Annotated in this window: 15 protein-coding genes and 1 other RNA gene; 7 read left to right on the top strand and 9 right to left on the bottom strand. The window is 32.6% G+C overall.

Annotated elements, in window-relative coordinates; all coding sequences use genetic code 11:
• Nucleotides 1-105: 105 nt before the first annotated feature.
• The 3 genes from CHHT_RS00080 to CHHT_RS00070 are packed head-to-tail and all read left to right on the top strand — an operon-like array spanning nt 106 to nt 2,779.
• Nucleotides 106-1,080 (top strand): DUF475 domain-containing protein, encoded by a 975-nt coding sequence (locus CHHT_RS00080; protein ID WP_074898810.1) that lies wholly within the window; start codon nt 106-108, stop codon nt 1,078-1,080.
• 4 nt (nt 1,081-1,084) lie between these two features.
• Nucleotides 1,085-1,663, top strand: coding sequence for a ribonuclease HII (gene rnhB, locus CHHT_RS00075; RefSeq protein WP_034962953.1), 579 nt, complete (start codon nt 1,085-1,087; stop codon nt 1,661-1,663).
• A gap of 42 nt (nt 1,664-1,705) precedes the next feature.
• Nucleotides 1,706-2,779, top strand: a complete 1,074-nt coding sequence (locus tag CHHT_RS00070) for an ATP-binding protein (RefSeq protein ID WP_034962950.1) — start codon at nt 1,706-1,708, stop codon at nt 2,777-2,779.
• A gap of 67 nt (nt 2,780-2,846) precedes the next feature.
• Here CHHT_RS00070 and CHHT_RS00065 read toward each other — a convergent pair whose 3' ends face one another.
• Nucleotides 2,847-3,503: a hypothetical protein gene (locus CHHT_RS00065; protein ID WP_034962948.1), complete on the bottom strand. Its 657-nt coding sequence runs from the start codon at nt 3,501-3,503 to the stop codon at nt 2,847-2,849.
• Nucleotides 3,503-5,311, bottom strand: coding sequence for a translational GTPase TypA (gene typA / locus CHHT_RS00060; protein ID WP_034962946.1), 1,809 nt, complete (start codon nt 5,309-5,311; stop codon nt 3,503-3,505). Before typA ends, CHHT_RS00065 begins: the two co-directional genes overlap by 1 nt.
• A gap of 189 nt (nt 5,312-5,500) precedes the next feature.
• Here typA and CHHT_RS00055 point away from each other — a divergent pair, with 189 nt between their 5' ends.
• From CHHT_RS00055 to CHHT_RS00045, 3 genes are read left to right on the top strand one after another with little or no spacing between them, the layout of a single operon-like run.
• Nucleotides 5,501-7,009 (top strand): flagellar hook-length control protein FliK, encoded by a 1,509-nt coding sequence (locus tag CHHT_RS00055; RefSeq protein WP_051663766.1) that lies wholly within the window; start codon nt 5,501-5,503, stop codon nt 7,007-7,009.
• A 52-nt stretch (nt 7,010-7,061) separates the two neighbouring features.
• The gene (locus CHHT_RS00050; RefSeq protein ID WP_034962944.1) at nt 7,062-7,832 is read left to right on the top strand and encodes a flagellar basal body rod modification protein; all 771 of its coding nucleotides are present in this window, start codon (nt 7,062-7,064) and stop codon (nt 7,830-7,832) included.
• Nucleotides 7,829-9,712 (top strand): flagellar hook-basal body complex protein, encoded by a 1,884-nt coding sequence (locus tag CHHT_RS00045; protein WP_034962942.1) that lies wholly within the window; start codon nt 7,829-7,831, stop codon nt 9,710-9,712. The genes CHHT_RS00050 and CHHT_RS00045 overlap by 4 nt, the downstream gene beginning before the upstream one ends.
• A 289-nt stretch (nt 9,713-10,001) precedes the next feature.
• On the opposite strand, the gene CHHT_RS00040 is transcribed toward CHHT_RS00045, so the two are convergent.
• Entirely contained in the window at nt 10,002-10,424 is a 423-nt protein-coding gene (locus CHHT_RS00040; RefSeq protein WP_034962939.1) for a hypothetical protein, read from the bottom strand.
• A gap of 48 nt (nt 10,425-10,472) precedes the next feature.
• Between CHHT_RS00040 and ffs the strand changes: the two genes are divergently transcribed.
• Nucleotides 10,473-10,570: signal recognition particle sRNA small type (gene ffs, locus CHHT_RS00035), an RNA gene on the top strand.
• A 4-nt stretch (nt 10,571-10,574) separates the two neighbouring features.
• On the opposite strand, the gene CHHT_RS00030 is transcribed toward ffs, so the two are convergent.
• The 6 genes from CHHT_RS00030 to dnaA form a co-directional block, all read right to left on the bottom strand.
• Nucleotides 10,575-11,795: an HD domain-containing protein gene (locus CHHT_RS00030; RefSeq protein ID WP_034962936.1), complete on the bottom strand. Its 1,221-nt coding sequence runs from the start codon at nt 11,793-11,795 to the stop codon at nt 10,575-10,577.
• A gap of 9 nt (nt 11,796-11,804) precedes the next feature.
• Nucleotides 11,805-12,236 (bottom strand): preQ(1) synthase, encoded by a 432-nt coding sequence (queF, locus tag CHHT_RS00025; RefSeq protein ID WP_034962933.1) that lies wholly within the window; start codon nt 12,234-12,236, stop codon nt 11,805-11,807.
• Nucleotides 12,233-13,624 carry an EAL domain-containing protein gene (locus CHHT_RS00020; protein ID WP_034962931.1) on the bottom strand — a complete coding sequence of 464 codons (1,392 nt, stop codon included), beginning with the start codon at nt 13,622-13,624 and terminating at the stop codon, nt 12,233-12,235. The genes queF and CHHT_RS00020 overlap by 4 nt, the downstream gene beginning before the upstream one ends.
• Entirely contained in the window at nt 13,624-15,948 is a 2,325-nt protein-coding gene (gene gyrB, locus CHHT_RS00015) for a DNA topoisomerase (ATP-hydrolyzing) subunit B (RefSeq protein ID WP_034962929.1), read from the bottom strand. Before gyrB ends, CHHT_RS00020 begins: the two co-directional genes overlap by 1 nt.
• A gap of 8 nt (nt 15,949-15,956) precedes the next feature.
• Nucleotides 15,957-17,027 (bottom strand): DNA polymerase III subunit beta, encoded by a 1,071-nt coding sequence (dnaN, locus tag CHHT_RS00010; RefSeq protein ID WP_034962927.1) that lies wholly within the window; start codon nt 17,025-17,027, stop codon nt 15,957-15,959.
• 136 nt (nt 17,028-17,163) lie between these two features.
• Nucleotides 17,164-18,474, bottom strand: a complete 1,311-nt coding sequence (dnaA, locus tag CHHT_RS00005) for a chromosomal replication initiator protein DnaA (protein ID WP_034962925.1) — start codon at nt 18,472-18,474, stop codon at nt 17,164-17,166.

Raw genomic sequence — 18,474 nt, 5'->3', positions numbered from 1 at the left:
AGATTGAATTATATCTAATTTTATATTTATTTAATAAATTTACTCCACCCATCAACTTATCAAAACTTCAAAACTATGTTATAATAACCGCATTTTGGAGAGCTTATGAAATACTTTTATTCATCATTTATCGTTACTTTGATAGGACTTGGGATAGCATATCAAATAGGCGGTTTTTTGGCGGTTTATATCTGCTTTTTACTAGGTATTTTAGAGGTCAGTCTTAGCTTTGATAATGCTGTTGTCAATGCAAAAGTTTTATCTAAAATGAGTAAAATTTGGCAAGATAGATTTATACTTTATGGCATACCTATCGCTGTTTTTGGTATGAGATTTTTATTTCCAGTGCTTATAGTTTCAGTGGCCACAAGCCTTGGTATGTGGGAAACTTTCTTACTAGCCTTAAATGATCCTGACGCCTATAATACTGCTTTAGCAGCAAATAAAAATCAAATTTATATCTTTGGTGGAGCATTTTTGCTTATGGTGTTTTTATCATTTTTCTTCGAGGAAAAAGATATAAAGTGGATAAAACTAGTAGAGGATAATTATCTTATCCATATCCTCACTAAAACAGATAATATGCCGCTATTCATAGCTATTTGCGTAGGTATGATCATGGCATATCTCACACAAAATATTAGCTACGCATTATCATATTTTGGTGCTATTTTACTCTATATGGCATTATCGCTTTTTGATGAGATATTTAGTGCTAATGGCGTTAAAAGCGGGATAATGGGATTTTTATATCTTGAAGTTTTGGATGCTAGCTTTAGCTTTGATGGAGTTATAGGAGCGTTTGCGATGAGTGAAAATATCTTTATCATTATGATAGGTCTTGGCATAGGAGCTATGTTTGTTAGAAGCCTTACTTTATTTATGGTGCATAAAAAGACGCTTGAGAGCTTTATCTATCTTGAACACGGCGCACATTACGCTATTTTGGCGTTAGCTATCATTATGTTTATAAATATTTTTCACGAGATCAGCGAAGCAGTGACTGGAACTATCGGCTTTGGCTTTATTTTAGTTGCGTTTTTAAGCTCGATCTATCAAAAACGAAAATTGCAAAAGTAAAAAAATGGTTAAAATTTGCGGTATAGATGAAGCTGGACGAGGTGCATTAGCTGGCGAATTAGTTGTTGTAGGATGTGTTTTTAAACCTGAATTTATAGATGAGCTCTTAACTATTGGGCTAAATGACTCAAAAAAGCTGAGCGAAAAAGGGCGCGAAAAAATCTTTTTAAAACTAGAAAAAATGAGTGATTATCTAGTAGTTTATTTTAGAAATACAATAATTGACGAAATCGGGCTTAGCCAATGTCTAAGACGTGCTTTAAAGGTTATCAAAAATCATTTTAAAGAGTGCGATTTTATCTATGATGGAAACTGCGATTATGGTGTCAAAAATATAAAAACCATTATAAAAGCCGATGCTAGCGTACTTCAAGTAAGCGCGGCAAGTATCATCGCAAAAGTCAGCCGTGATAGACAGATGAGAAGCTTTGATAAGATTTACCCAAGCTTTGGCTACGCTAAACACAAAGGATACGGAGTGAAGGCTCACGTTGAAGCTTTAGCTAAATACGGCGCAAATGATTTGACAAGAAAGAGTTTTTGCGTGAAAAATTTGGAGAAAAATTTATTTGATTTTACTTAAATTTAGGCTAGATTTGGAGCAAATTTTATTTGGAGTTTGTCTATGAATATTTTAGAATACTTTTACGAAAACCCGCCTAAAAACGGTAAATTTATAGATAGAAAACTAAAACCAAGCGGAAGCAAGATCCTTTTAAAAGGTGGCTTAAATAGCGGTAAAACTACGATTTTAACAGAGTATCTGCGAAACTTCAAAGATAGAGAGTTTTTATATATAAACTTAGATGATGCAAGAATAAACGAACCAAATTTCTTACTAAATTTAAATGATTTTATAAAAACAAAAGGTATAAAAGCGCTTGGAATAGATGGAGTAAAAAACGACTTTAAATTACAATTTAAATGTGAAAATATCATTATTTCAACTTGCTCTAACTCTTTAAAGCTTGAGGGGTTTAGCGATTTTTTTATTAATGGATTTGATTATGAAGAGTTTATCGCGAATTATGGTAAAAACTACGAAGCAAGGACACTTTTTAGCCATTTTTTAGCACGCGGAAACAGTGTAAAAACAGCATTTTTGCAAGATTTTGAAATAACCGAGTTTTTGCAAACAAAACTCAGATCCGTTTTTAAACCGCTTCAAGTGACTATGCTTTCGAAGCTAGCTTCACAGATCCATCAAAGCTTTAATGCCTACAAAATTTACAAAGAGTTAAAAACGCATACTAAAATTTCCAAAGACAAAATTTATGAAGCTACCCACGAATTTGAAGATATAAATTTGATATGCTTTGTACCACATCTTGATAAAAAAAGCAGTTTTAAAAGAGTGTATTTTTATGATTTTGGCTTAAAAAATGCATTAAGTTACGAAAAAGATCCAAAAATAACAGTTGCAAACATGGTCTTTTGTGAACTTTTAAAGCTACAAAGCGAGATCTATTTTGATGATAAAATAGACTTTTATTTGCCTCAAAAAAACATAGCCATAAAAATAGAACCATTTTTACCACCAGAACTCATCTTTCTTAAATTTAAAAAGCAAATAGATCATTTTAAAAATTTAGGTATTAAAAAAATTTACATCATCAGTAATGCAAATGAAGCAGACAGCGCATTTGAAGGCGTAAGATGCGTGATCGTACCGTTTTGGAAATGGGCAGTTACACTTTGATCAAAACATAAAAATCTATAGCCATTTTTAAACCAGTTTTAACGATGAACTATACATAAAATTTGTTTTATAACCTTTTAAATAACTCTAAAATCGCATTTATCTCTTTTTTAAATTTAGTGATATCAAGTCCAGTTTCATCTAACGGAGTTTTTAAATTTAGAGCTAAGCTATCATGGCCTTGATTTATATATACTAAAACTTTATCGTCTGATATTTTGACTGTGACATCAAAACCGAAGGTCTCTTTTAAATTTGATATATCGAGTTCGTTTTGGATATGTTTTTTAAATTTAGAACTAACAAAAAGTCCGTAAAATAGCCTATTTTTAGTGATCTTATCTTCTAAGCAAACATCATAAAACAGAGCTTCAAACTCATCAAATTTGGCCGCAAAAAGTGGATAATAGTTTATAATGGCGTTTTCGTCATTTTCATTTTGTAAAAACTCTACTTTATCAAGCGGTAATGTTAGCTTATCAAAGTCAAATAATTCTGCTAAAACTCTCTCTTTTAGTCCTGCTTCAAAGTCGCTTGTGATCTTAAATTTATAGTGATAATAAATATATAAAGTAGTAAAAACTCCAGCTATCAAAGCTAAAAAAACATCAAAAGCAAATAGCAAAACAGCAAGAATAAAACCTGCAAATGCAGAAGTGAAAATCAAGGCCAAAAGCTTAGCTTTCAACCTTTTTCTAGTGAGTTCTAGCTCTTTTAGGCTCATTATTCTTTAGATTTTGCCATTCTTTTTCTCATAGTTGGATCAAGGTAGCGTTTGCGAATACGAATATTTATAGGAGTTACTTCTACAAGCTCGTCTTCTTCTATCCATTCAAGAGCGCGCTCCAAGCTATGTTTGCGTGGCGGAACTAGTTTTATAGCGTCATCACTTCCACTTGCACGTACGTTTGTCAAATTTTTACCTTTTATAGGATTTACGTCAAGATCGTTTGGACGGCTATGTTCTCCAATAATCATACCGACATAAACTTTAGTTTGCGGATCGCAAAAAAGGACACCACGATCTTGTAAGTTAAATAGTGAGTATGCCAAAGCCACGCCACTTTCCATACTGACTAAAGCGCCATTACTTCTATGCTCGACTGAACCGCTTAATGGACGAAATTCCAAAAAGCTATGGTTCATAACGCCCTCGCCTTTGGTATCAGTTAAAAACTGACTTCTAAAGCCGATAAGTCCGCGCGCTGGTATCTCAAACTCGATTCTAGTTTGTCCATCACCTGTTGGATTCATACTTACCATTTCGGCTTTTCTTTTGCCTAGTTTTTCGATAACAGTTCCGGTACAATCATCTGGAGAGTCGATAACAAGAAGCTCATAAGGCTCACATCTTACGCCGTCTATAACTTTTATGATAACTTCAGGTCTGCCAAGACAGAACTCAAAGCCCTCTCTACGCATATTTTCAGCTAAAATAGTGATCTGTAATTCGCCACGACCGCTTACTTTAAATTTACCCTCACCTATATTTTCATATTTCATAGCAATGTTTGTCTTCATTTCGCTCTCTAAGCGTTCATCTATCTTATTTGAAGTGACAAATTTACCCTCTGTTCCTGCAAGTGGTGAGTCATTTACACTAAATACGACGCTAAGTGTCGGCTCTTCAATATGGAGTGGGTCAAGTGGCATAGGATTATTTGGATCAACAACACTATCGCCAACATCAAGCGTCTCAAATCCTGCGATAGCCACGATATCACCGGTTCCAGCTTCGTTTATATCCATTCTATCAAGTCCGAAAAATCCGATAAGTTTGCTTATACGTCCGGTGGTTTTTGTACCATCAGCTTTAGCTAGCATAACGTTTTGATTTTTACTGATTTTACCGTTAAATATACGAGCTATACCGATCTTGCCAACGTAATTATCATAATCTAGAGTGAAAACTTGGAGTTGAAGAGGATTGTCGTCTTTTCCGCTCGGCTCTGGAACGTGAGCTAAAATAGTCTCAAAAAGCGGTTTCATATCTACGTTTTCATCATCAAGCTTAAGCTTTGCATAACCATTTTTAGCAGCGGCATAAACTACAGGAAATTCCAGCTGCTCATCAGTAGCGTCAAGTGCGACGAATAGATCGAAAATTTCATTTATAACCCTATCTGGATCTGCTGCTAGTTTATCGATTTTGTTTATAACGACTATCGGACGAAGACCTAAGCTAAGAGCTTTTTTTACGACGAATTTAGTTTGTGGCATAACGCCTTCTTGTGCATCTACAAGAAGCAAAACACCATCTACCATCTTTAAAACACGCTCAACTTCACCACCAAAATCGGCGTGCCCTGGAGTATCTATAATGTTTATTTTATGATCTTTATAACGAATCGCTGTATTTTTACTAAGGATAGTGATTCCACGCTCACGCTCAATATCATTGCTATCCATCACCCTTTCACCTACTGCTTGATGTTCGGTAAAAGTTCCTGATTGTTTTAGGAGCTCATCGACCATAGTGGTTTTACCGTGGTCAACGTGGGCGATAACTGCAATATTTCTTATCTTTTCCAAATGTTTTCCTCATGCGTTTTAAATTTTAGTGGCTGATTATATCCAAATTTTACTTAATCTAAATATTTACAATAAAAAATATCTGAAAAACTTAACTTAATAAATTTAAAAACCACTTAATAAATTTAAAAATATAGATTTTGGAATGCTTTTTGCATATATATCTCAAAAATATTTTTAGGATACTTTATGGAAGGTCTAAATTCATTATTAAATAACGTATCTCAGCCTACGACACAAGTTAAAAAAACAGATACTCTAAGTGGAGGAAGCGACGAAGGTGGAGATTTTCTATCATTTGTTTTAGATAGCGTAAATAAAAATAAAAACATCAGCGAAAAAGACGCAAAAGAGATAATCCAAAAAGCAAGCCAAAAAACATCTGATACAAATAGCACAAAGCTAGACGTAGGCGACACTGGAACTCTTTTAGAAAATGCCGATTTTATCCAACTTTTAGGGCTTTTAGAGTCTTTGAATGGTGGCGAAAAATTGGGTAGTTTTCCAACACTTTCAAATAACCTAGCCAAACTTTTATCAACAGAAAAAAACGTAAATGAGATAAAAAGTGCAAAAAATTTACAAGACCTTATAAATTTAAGTAAAAAATTTGGCCTAAATCTTAGCAATATAAAAATCACAAAAGAAGACATAGCAACACTAAAAGAACAGTTTAAAGGACTTGCACAAAACGGTTTTTTTGACTTTAAAGAAGTTGTTTTAGACCAGGTAACAAAGAAAAAAGTACAAAACGTTTTGGAACAAACTACAAAAAAAGATGAAACTATAAATTTAAATAAACTGCTTCAAAGCGTTACCCCTAAAGAAACTGTTTTAAAAGATGAAAAATCTTTAAATTTAAAACAAACAAACAAACAAAGCGATGTAACGTTAGCAAAAATAGAGGGTGATAAAACACTTTCAAAAGCCGTATCTACCGCTATAGATAAAGATAACAAGCTAACTAACAAAATAGCTGAATCTAATAACGATATAAAAAATGAGGTAAAAATACAAACTACAAATGCAACTAATATAAAAGAGCTTACTACAAAACATAAAACCGATCCTAGCATAGATGAGTACCTTGCAAATTTAACAAAAAGAGCCATAAAAGAGCAAGTAAATGAGACGCAAAATAGTAAATTTGATAATAAAAATAGCATCTCTTTGCAAGATTTGCTAAAAGACAAGAGCTTAGAAACCAGCGCAAATGAGAGCAATTCAGGTGAGTCAAATACGAATTCCAACCAAAATAGCCTTGTCAAAGACATCATCGCAAATGCAAAAATACAAGCTAAAAATACTCAGATAAAACAGACTTTTGAGACATTTGCTAGTGATTTGCAAGAAAAGATCAATGAATACAAGCCGCCAGTTACAAGATTTCATATGACTTTAAACCCCGGAAATCTTGGCGAAGTCGAAGTCACTATGATAAACCGCGGAAACAACCTTCATATAAATTTCAACTCAAACAACCAAACTATGCAGCTTTTTATACAAAACCAAGCAGAGTTTAAAAATAGCCTTGTAAATATGGGTTTTACCGAACTTTCTATGAATTTTAGCGACCAAAGACAAAGCGGAAATCAAAACGATCGTGGCAAATTTAAAAATTACAAACAAAACTTTGATGAGCAAGATAGCGATGAACAAAAAGTCGTTTTAGAGCTTGTCTTACCACGTTATATTTAAGTGGAATAAAATTTGCTTAAATAAAATCAATAAAGCATTAAAAGGATTTCAAATGGCAATCAGTTCAGTAAATAACACTACAACTCCGACATTTACGACAGATCGGTGGGCAGCAGCCGAAACTGCTGAAAAAGAAAAAAACGTAGCAGGTACAGGAACAAACCCAAAAGCAACCCTTAATAAAGATGCCTTTATGAAACTTCTTCTTACAGAACTTCAATATCAAGATCCAACCGAGCCTATGGATAGTGCAAAGATGCTTGAACAAACCAGTCAGTTAGCAACTCTTGAAATGCAAGAAAATACAAATAAAGTTATGAAACAACTCACCAACCAGATGCAAGGTAGTCTTTCAATGACTGCTATGAGTGCACTTGGAAAGATAGCAAATTTCTCAAATGCTATCTCAAAAGATACGGCTACTAGTAGCGTGGATTTTAAATTGTATTTTGATAATAGCGCTAAATTTGGTAACGTTGAGATCTATGATTCTACTGGAAAAGTAGTAAAAACCATACCATTTAAAGAGCTAAATAAAGGTATAAATAAATTTACTTGGGACGGTACGGATAATAATGGCTTACAAACACTACCAGGTGAATATCTCATAAAAGCAAACTATACAGATACTTCAGACCAAAAACAAGAGTCAGTCATAGGCTCATATCCGGTTGAAGCAGTTAAATTCGTAAATGGCGTAGCTCAAGTAAAAATAGCAGGTGAGTACGTTGCTATAGACAAAGTAACTGAATTTACCGAACCTGTTAAAAAAACTACAGTATCAAATAGTGGCGAAAGTAGTAGCGAGGGTACAAACTCATGATGATAGGTTTTTACAACGGTATCAGTGGAGTAAAATCTCAAGGATTTGGTATCGATGTAGTTGCAAATAACATATCAAACGTAAATAATGTCGGCTTTAAGTCAAGCACACCTGAGTTTAAAAGCATATTTTATCAGACTCTTGCGCAAGGCTCTACTCCAGTAACCTCTCAAATAGGACTTGGCTCGACTAGTATGGCGACTTCTTTGAAATTCTCTCAAGGTAGCATAACTAGCACCGATAAAGTGTTTGATATGGCTATCGAAGGAGATGGATTTTTCGGCGTAAGTGTAGGCAATGAGCTGTATTTTACTAGAAACGGCGATTTCATAAGAGACGCAAATGGAGATATGGTAGATGCTAGCGGTAGATACTTGCAAGGTACAATGGCAAATTTATCTCCCATAGGTCTTAGTCAAAACGCACAAGATAAACTAGGAGCAGGAACAAACGGCGAAGCATTTACGGTTGAGACTGGAAACTCTATCAAGCTTGGAGCAGTCGATGCACAGACAAAAATACATCTACCAAACATACTTTTTATACCAGCTACTGCTACAACAGAGGTTAAATTTAAAGGAAATTTAGACTCTAGCTTGATCCAAGACAACGTAAAATTAAATTTAAACATAAATCCAGCGACCAAAGAAGAGTTAAATTTAACCAACGATCAGATAAATCAAACTTTAGATAAAGTAGCTAAAAAACTAAACATAAACGGGGATCTAAACGTAGCTGAACACAAACTAGACATCGGTGAAAATCAAACCGTAAATTTAAAGATCACAGATAAAGACGGCAAGACTTTAGAAGTGAGCGCTAAGACAGATTTTGATGGCAAATTTAGTTTAAATAATATCGATGTAAAAGACCTAAATTTAGACGGAGATCTAAGCATAAGTGCGAGTTCTACAACAGACCAGTTAAATAAAGATGCAAAAACTATCTCACTTAAAGGCGATCTAAAAGATACTCCAGAAGTGTTAAGCATAAATGAAAATCAAGAAGTTTATATAAAGATAACAGACATTGATGGGAAACAAGTCACAGCAAAAGCTACAGCCGACAAAGACGGTAAATTTGAGATAAAAAACTATGACGTCAGTAAGCTGAATTTAGACGGAGAGTTAACTATCACTGCAGAAGCTACAGTAAAACAAGAAGCCGCAAATACATTTAGCTCGACTACAGACGTATATAACGCAGATGGCACAAAAAATACTATAAAACTAGAGTATAAAAAACAAGTTCCACAAACCGGCGATCAAACTATCTGGAACGTAACTGCTACAATGACATCACCTACAAACGAAGTTTTAAGTACATCTGCAGGCGCACTTACGTACAATAGCAAAGGCGCTCTAGTTTCAAGTACCATTACCGAAGTAGGCGGTGTCAAATTAAACTTCGGTAGTTTTTATACTGAAGGTACGCCAAACTCTGGTTATGATGGTATAGTAACGAGTGCAAATACGTCTGTGATGACAAATATCACAAAAGACGGCTCTGCTGAAGGACTCCTAAAAGAATATAGTATGAATGATAACGGCGAAATAGTGGCTATATTTGACAACGGAAAGATGAGTTCCGTAGCTAAAGTGGCGCTTTATCATTTCCAAAATGACCAAGGACTAAGCAAAGTCAGCGAAAATGCTTACTCTGCGACTTCAAATTCTGGTAGACCGATATTTTATACGGATGCAAACGGTGAAGTGATATACGGAGCAAAGATACAAAATAGCTCACTTGAGATGTCAAACGTCGATCTAGGCACGTCTTTGACTGATCTTATCATTATGCAAAAAGCGTACGATGCAAGCGCGAAGTCTATCACGACAAGTGATCAGATGATACAAAAAGCGATAAATATGAAAAAATAAATTGTTATGTTAGTATGGATTAATACTAACATAACAAATAGAGTAAATAGTCTTTTAAAAATTTAAAAAAGCTTAACCCCCCCCCTTTTTTTTTTCCGATATATTTATGAGTATTCATAGTAGATCCTTGATGCAAATATGTTTTAGTATAGGATAATTTTTACGAAATGTCTATTTAAATATACAAAATAACTAAATTTATACTATTTTATAAGATATAGTTGGTAGTTTGGTAATAAATTTGATCTGCATATAAAAGTGTAAAATAAAAACATAAAGCTAAATTTTATCAACTATATCTTTTAACTTCTTCTAAAAAATACTCATAAACTCTTTGTTGGATGAGTGCGTCTTCTTCGTCACTATCAACCATAAGACGTCTAAGATGAGCAAAATCTATCTTTTTAGCGTAGCGTTTTATGTTTTTTAGTTCATCGTCTATGTCGAGTAAAAGGTTGTCTAAATTTAAAAAGTTAAGAACTTTTACTTTATTTACATACTCTTTTACAGTTTGTATCAAGACGCCTATCCTTTTAACATCATTTGGATAAATTTCGTCCGCGATATCTTTTATGTCTTCAAAATCGCTATCAGATATATTTTTTTTGGCACATATCATCGCGGCAAATATCTTCGCGCGAAACTCTAAAGATCTATGATGTGGGATAAAAAGTTCCCTAAAAACCGATAGCAAATGAAATTTAACGTTCATAAAATAATCCTAATTTAAGTATGATTTAGATATAATTTTTTTCGCCTTTCCTTAGACCTGTGCAATGCTTTTAAAAAGAACCGCTTCAGGATGGGAACATAGCAGAGCACTTTTTCTTAGTGTGTGCCGCAGTCATCTGGGGAAGGGTTTCTAAAGTTTTATATCAAAATACTCTATGATCTCAGCACAAATTTTACTAAAATCGACGCCTTCTATCTTTGGGTTTTTATCAAATTTAGCTTGTATGTTGCTAAATCCGCTGACTAAATCCTTGCTTTTTACACCATAACTTATGGAAATTCCCGCTTCTACGTAAGCGGCTAGATTGTCGCAGCATTTTAGAGCTTTACCGTCTATAGCGTTGAACTCATTATCATTTACGCTACTCATACTGCCTTCAAAATGTACTGGAATTGTTTTTTTTATACGATTTTCAAACTCATCTTTTTTTAAAATGCCCTCTTCTTTTCTAACACCTAAAATGTAGCTAAACTCGTCTCTAAAACTCTCAGGAACAAAAGGTAAAATTCGCTCATCTATAAGCCTCATCTCATATTCGCTTATTATCTCATTTAGTCCGCTTATACCATATTTTACGGGACTTATGATGTCACGCGTAAGGCTTTCTGGTAAGTCGTGAAACAAAGCGCAATAAAAGTTATTTTCAAGTCGTTTTGGGCAAGCCCCTACTTTTAAGCTATAAAAATAAGCAAATATCGCCACGACTAGCATATGTCCTAATACCGCAGTCTCTGGTATTCGTTGAGTTTGTGCCCAACGCTTTTGGAAGCGAAGACGTCCACTTAGATCTATGATGCGAGCTAGTTTTTGATTCATAGCGATCTTACGAACTCCTATAAGTTCATAGTAATCTTCTAGTTCCTCATCTACTTTTTGTTTTAACTCTTCTATATCACTTAAAAACTTGCTAGTTTGATAAACTATGCTAAACTCCCATTTTGTCGCTATATAGCTAGCCGCTTTTAAGATAAGACGCTCTTTTTTATGAGTTTTATCGTCTTGATAAGCTTTAAACCTTTCAAAAAAATTACCATCGTCGATGTCTTCAACCATATTTTCAAGTTTGCCCAGTATCCAGCTCTGTATTTCTTGATTTTTGGATTTTTGGATCTGATGAAACACATCAGGGCGTATGTCAGTCACTACTACACGACTTAAAAACTCAAAAACACCGCCTTCTATGATATAGTTCATATCCACGTCAAATTCTTGCTTTGCGATAAAATAAGCTATTATAAATTTATGTGCTTGTTTGTCAAGCTCGACTAAATTTACCATTTTTGGATAGTCATTCCAACGTGAAATCGAAGCAGCTTTAAAGATGTGATCGATGAGTTTAGCGTTTATCATTTTTGAGCCTTAAAATTTGCGAGTAGTTTCTAAAGTGATAGAACTCACGTCAAATTTTTCTTTACGAACTAAATTTGAGTCTAGTTCTATAACCGTATGCACGTTTCCGCGTGGGTTGAAGTCACCCACAACGCGTAAATACTTTGGATTTAACTTTTTATCTAAAGTATCATAGATCTCGTTTATACTTGCTTCGTGACTTATATGGCGGTTTAAAAAGCTATTTATATAGAGTTTTATCGCTTTTAGTTCGACTACAAAGTCACGCGGCACGTAAGTTAAGTATATAGTCGCAAAATCAGGATATCCTGAGCGCGGACAAAAGCACGCGAACTCAGGTAAAGTTATGCGTATAGCATAGTCGTTTTTACTAGAGTTTGACCAAATTTCAAGATCTTTTTCTATATCAAATTTATTTATTATTTTTTCACCATATTTCACTGAATTTCTCCTAAAGTATTTTTTGGTTTATCTATACAAAATCCTTGTAAAAAATCTATACCGCTCTTTTTTACTTTATCGTAAATTTCATCTTTATCGATAAATCTTATTATAGTTTTTATACCAAGATTTTTTGATAATATTTCTATGCTTTGTAATATCTTTTCAAATTTAGAATCATTTAGATTTTTACTAAATTCCATATCGTAGATTATATAATCAACTTCTAAATATTTTAGATATTCTAAGCTGGAATTTTGACCACCAAAATGAGATAAAGCAAAGCAAAAGCCCTGTTTTTTGTATTCGTTCATTATCTCTTTAAATTTATTTATCTGCTTAAAATAACTCTCTTCAAAAAACTCAAATACAATCTTTTTTGGATCTATATTTTTATCTCTTACTAATTTAAAGAATTTAGTCATAAACTCGTGATTTCTTATACTAACGGGCGAAATTTCTATAAAAAGTTTATGCTTTATCTTATTGAAATTTAGATCTTCAAACAATAATTTTATAATTTCAAGATCATATTTTATCTCATAACCCATTTGATTTATAATTTTTGTGAGTTTGTATTTTGGTATATTTTGAGAATTAAATTTAAGTTTTTGTATGAGATATATCATATCTTTATCAAATTTGTTATCTTTTATAGTTTGAAACTTTAAAATGAAATTTCTGTTTTGTATGGCATCATAAATCATCTTTTCATAATCATTTATATCAATTTTTTTGCTATTTTCATCATCTAATATCTTATAAAAAAGTGCTGAAATCGTACTGTTTAAATTTACGTCATAACTATTTGGCAACATACTAAAAACAGTGTTTATCTCTATATTGTTTATGCCTCTTTTAGATATATAAAGCTCAAATTCTTTTAATATATGACTAAGAGCGCTCTCTTTAGAATCTAAAAGCATCAAAAAATAACCATCAAAATACTTTCCTATAGGAATATTATATAGATTTTTTTTCTTTAAAAAATACTCTAATTCAATGACAAAAAGCCTTAAAATTTGATCTAAATTCTCAAAACCATATCTTTGATTTATCTCATTTAAATTTTTTATGCCTATCATCACGATATTTCTGTTTTCTTGTTTTTTTATACTTTTTTTAATGATATCGCTTATCTTTTCTTTTGTGAATGTTTTAGTGTTTTGGTCTATAAAACTTGAGTTAAAACCGTGATATATCATAAAAAAAGTGTAATAAACATAAGCTAAAGTAAGTGCTAAAAACAGTACAAGATCTTGTTTGGCAAATAGATCAATCTTTAAAAAAGTATAACCCCAAAAAAACAATACGAAAATAAATGGAATAGCTATACGAAGTGCAAGAGCAAAGCGGTTGCTTCGCTCCTTTGTTTGGCTATAAAGCATCAAACGTCCAGATGTTTTACATCTTTTGCGTGTGCTTGGATATATTCGCGTCTAGGTTCGACTTCATCACCCATAAATAGTTCAAAAACTCCACTTGCAGCTTCCATATCTTTTACGTCGATTTTTAACAAACGTCTATTTTCTGGATTCATAGTCGTATCCCAAAGTTGGCTTGGATTCATCTCTCCAAGACCTTTATAGCGTTGTATATAAGCACCTTTTTTAGCATTTTTTTCTATCTCTTCAAGCACTTCTACTGGATCTCTTTTTAGATCTATCTCACGCTCTTTCATTTTTGTAAAGATATGAACGGCTTCTTCATAAAGAGGATTTGCAAAAAGATTATCATTTATAACAAGTTCTTCAAGTCCGTTTTCAGTCTGTACATAAACCCTTATCTCATCTTCATTGACGTATGAATTTAAGATATTAAATCCTTCATCTTCAAGCTTTTTCTTGATAACTCCAAAAAGTTCGTTGTAATCTCTTGCTATAATATCTGGATTTTCTATCATATATCTTATAGCAACTAAGATATTAAAACGTTTTTTAAGTTCAATAAGTATGCTTCTATAAGCCGCTATTATCTTTAGATAATCGATCAAATCTTTATTTCCGACACCTTCAAAACTCTCTCCCTCGATACCTGTTTCTATAAGGAATTCATTTAAAGCTTTTTCATCTTTTAAATAAATTTCTTTTTTACCTTTTTTATATCTATAAAGTGGTGGTTGAGCTAGATAAACATATCCATTTTCGATAATTGGCGTAAGAAATCTAAAGAAAAACGTAAGAAGCAGAGTCTGGATATGGCTTCCATCGACATCAGCATCGGTCATAATGATGATCTTATGATATCTAAGTCTAGCCAGATCAAATTCTTCTCCTATACCACAACCAAACGCGGTTATCATATTTTTTATCTCTTCTGATTTAAGAATTTTATCAAGCCTACTTTTTTCTACATTTAAAATCTTACCGCGAAGTGGAAGTATCGCTTGAAATGCTCTATCACGACCTTGTTTTGCAGAACCTCCAGCAGAATCTCCCTCTACAAGGTAAATTTCACTCTCGCTTGGATCTTTACTTTGACAGTCTGCTAACTTGCCAGGAAGCGTTCCGACGCTATTTAAACTATCTTTTTTACGTGTTAAATCTCTTGCTTTTTTAGCTGCTTCCCTGCCACGAGCTGCCATTAGAGCTTTATTCATAATGGCTTTTGCTTCGTTTGGATTTTCTTCAAAATATTTGCAAAGTACTTCAAAAGTCATCTTTTGAACGATAGGTTTTACATAACTTGAGCCTAGTTTTCCTTTAGTTTGTCCTTCAAACTGAGGTTCTGGAACTTTTACGCTGATTACTGCTATAAGACCTTCTCTTATATCATCTCCAGTGATTTTGGTATCTTTTTCACGAGCAGCGGCGTTTGCTGCTATGTAATTTGTGATAGCTCTAGTAAGTCCAGCTCTAAATCCAGCTTCGTGAGTTCCACCATCGGGGGTTTTAATATTATTTACAAAGCTTAATAAATTTTCGCTATATGTATCATTATATAAAAGAGCAAAATCAACTATAACATCATCTTCCCCACCGCTAAAGCTCACAGCTTTGCTTACTGGATTGCTCTTATTCATATCAGTGACAAAGCTCTCAAGTCCGCCATCAAAGTGATAACTCTCTTTAAATCCATCTCTTTGGTCTTTGAAATTTATAGTAATTTTTGGATTTAAATATGCTAATTCTTTAAATCTTTTGGCTAAAATTTCTCTATCAAATTTAGTTATTTCAAAGATAGTATCATCAGGCCAAAACTCCACGCTAGTTCCAGTTCTATTTGTGGTTTTGATAACTTCTAAATCGCTTTGAGGTATGCCTTCGGCGAATTCTTGGCGATGAAGTTTCCCATCTCTTTTTATGTTTAAAACTAATTTTTTAGATAGAGCATTGACAACTGATACACCAACTCCATGAAGTCCGCCTGATACTTTATATGTATCTTTATCAAATTTACCCCCAGCGTGAAGAACGGTTAAAACCACAGTCGCAGCTGAGATTTTCTCAGTTGGATGAATATCTACTGGAATTCCCCTACCATTATCTGTGATTATAGCTGAGCCTTCATTTGTAAGCTCAATATCGATAGTATCGCAATATCCAGCCATTGCTTCATCTATGGAGTTATCTACTACTTCATAGATCATATGATGAAGGCCATTTATATTAGTATCGCCTATATACATTCCAGGGCGTTTTCTAACAGCTTCAAGACCTTTTAAAACCTTGATATTTCCAGCGCCATAATCTTTTTTTTCTAAATTTTCCATTTTGTTCCTTATATATTTACCGGCATTATCACAGTTTTTAAATCACCTGAGCTTAGTATAAAAGGTAGTGCTGAATCATTGTATCCAAGAGAAAATTCGCTATCTTCTATACTTGTTAAAAAGTCTAATATAAATTTATTTTTCATACCAATTACTATCTCTTCAGATATATTGTTTTTGTATTCTATCAGAGTTTTTGCTTCACTATTGTCTTCATTTATACTTTCAAAGCTTATATTTTCAGCGTTAAAAGTTATTTTTATGTATTCTGATAGCATAGATATAGTTTTTATACCTTCTATCATTTTTTCTCTATTTAGGACTAAATTTTGTTTTGTTTCATTAGGAATAACTCTGTTATAGTCAGGATATTTTCCATTTATGAGTTTTGTGAAAAACTCAAAGTTTTGTGAAACGGCTATAAGAATATTTTCATCATAGTAAATTTCTATATTTTCAAAAAATAGTTTTTGAATTTCAGTTATAGCTTTTTTTGGTATTATTATATTTGAGTTTTCATTATCAGAGTTTGTTTCTAGCTTATATATACTAAGTCTTTTAGTATCTGTTCCGACTAAATTTATATATTCTTTTTTTACATCTATTAAAGCTCCAGTTAGTTCTATTTTTGAATTTACTGCTTCAATTGAATTTGATATTTTTCTTAAGCTTTTACTTAAGAGTCCTGCGTTTATATCAAATTTCTTTTTATTTTCTAAATTTGGAAATGATGGAAAATCTTCTGCTTTTTGCATAGGTAGTCTATATTTTGAATTATTTTGTTTTATATAAAGGTGATTTTGTATAGTTTCTAGCATTATATCACCGTCTTTTAGGCTTTTGATTATATCAAGAAGTTTTTTTCCGTTTGCAGTAGCTTTTCCTTCATCATTTATTACAGCATTTTTTACGTTGTATGCTAGACCTATTTCATGATCTGTTGCTTTTATACTTAAAATTCCATCTTTTGCAGATATAAAAATATGTGAAGTTATGGAACTAAGGTCTTTTTTTTCTAGGTAAGGATTTGTGTTTGTTACTATTGATTCAAGGACATTTTTTTTGATTAGAACTTTCATTTTTTTGCCTTTTAAATTTAAATTATATTTTTTTATTTAGTTGGTATGTTGATTTTGTGAAAACCAACATCAAACGCCTTTAAATTTGATATTTTACGGTTGAAAAACTTTTTTGATATTTTCACAGATTTTCACATTATTCCTTTGATGTTATCTTATTTTTTAGCTCTTCGACTCTTGCTTTAAAATATTCATCGTTATTGATTATCTCATTTATTTTTTTTATGTTATGACTAACTGCACTATGATCTTTTAATCCAAAATGTGTTGCTAGTTGAGGCATTGAGTTTGGAGTAAGAGATTTTGCTAAATATATACAAATTCTTCTAGCTTCTACTATGCCTTTTGTACGACTTTTACTTTTTATATCGCTTGGTTTTATATTCATTTCTTTGCTTACACAATCTATGATATTTTCAAGGCTTATATTTTCTTTTTTCTCTTTTATCTGATCTTTAATAACGTTTTTAGCAAATTCAAGAGTTATTTCTTGACGCATAATATTTGCAAATGCGTTTATGTTTATGATAGCGCTTTCTATCTCGCGGATATTGTCACCCATATTTGTAGCTATGTATTCTGTTATATCACTGCTTAAATTTATACCATCAAACTCACATTTTGCTTTTATAATGCGTATTTTAGTATCAAGCTCAGGCGGTGTGATATCAGCCATAAGTCCCCATTCAAAACGACTTTTTAATCTTTCTTCAAAACCTTTTAGCATTTTTGGTGGTTTATCTGAAGTCATAACGATCTGACCGTTTTTGGCGTGAATTTCGTTGAAAGTATGAAAAAACTCTTCTTGTGTTTTTTCTGATTTATGAAAAAATTGGATATCGTCTATAAGTAAAACATCACAACTACGATATTTTTCTTTAAATTTATTCATAGTTCTATTTTCAACGTTTCTCATAAAATCGCTCATAAATTGTTCGCTAGTTACACATATAACTGTTTTTCCGTGTTCTAAACAGTAATTTCCGATGGATTGTAAAAGGTGAGTTTTGCCAAGTCCAGTTGAGCCATATATAAAAAGTGGATTATAAACAAGGCCTGGATTTGCTGCTACTTGTTTTGAACTAATATATGCGAATTGATTTGAGTCGCCTACGACGAAGCTTTCAAAAGTATAGCTTGGATTTAAAAGCGAACTTTGAGTTCTGATCTGTTTTACATCTACGTCTTTTGTTTTGATAGATAGTTTATTTTTTTGAGTAGTGATGCTTATATTTGGTTTATTTCCTGTTTTTATCTCAAAAAGATGAGCGATCTTAGAAGCATATCTAGTTTGTATAAATTTAGCCATAAGTTCGTTTGGTGCTGTAAAAATAGCAGTTTCGTTATTTGATAGTTTTTCATTGAATTTGATTTGAGATATATAGTTTTCCATCTCATTTTTTGAAATTTCTTGACTTAAAAGTTCTAAGACTTCATTTGCTAACAA

The organism is Campylobacter hyointestinalis subsp. hyointestinalis (genome assembly GCF_013372145.1).
Classification (GTDB): Bacteria; Campylobacterota; Campylobacteria; order Campylobacterales; family Campylobacteraceae; genus Campylobacter; species Campylobacter hyointestinalis.
Note: the sequence above shows the minus strand (reverse complement) of the source record. Positions and strands in the feature narration are given on the sequence as shown.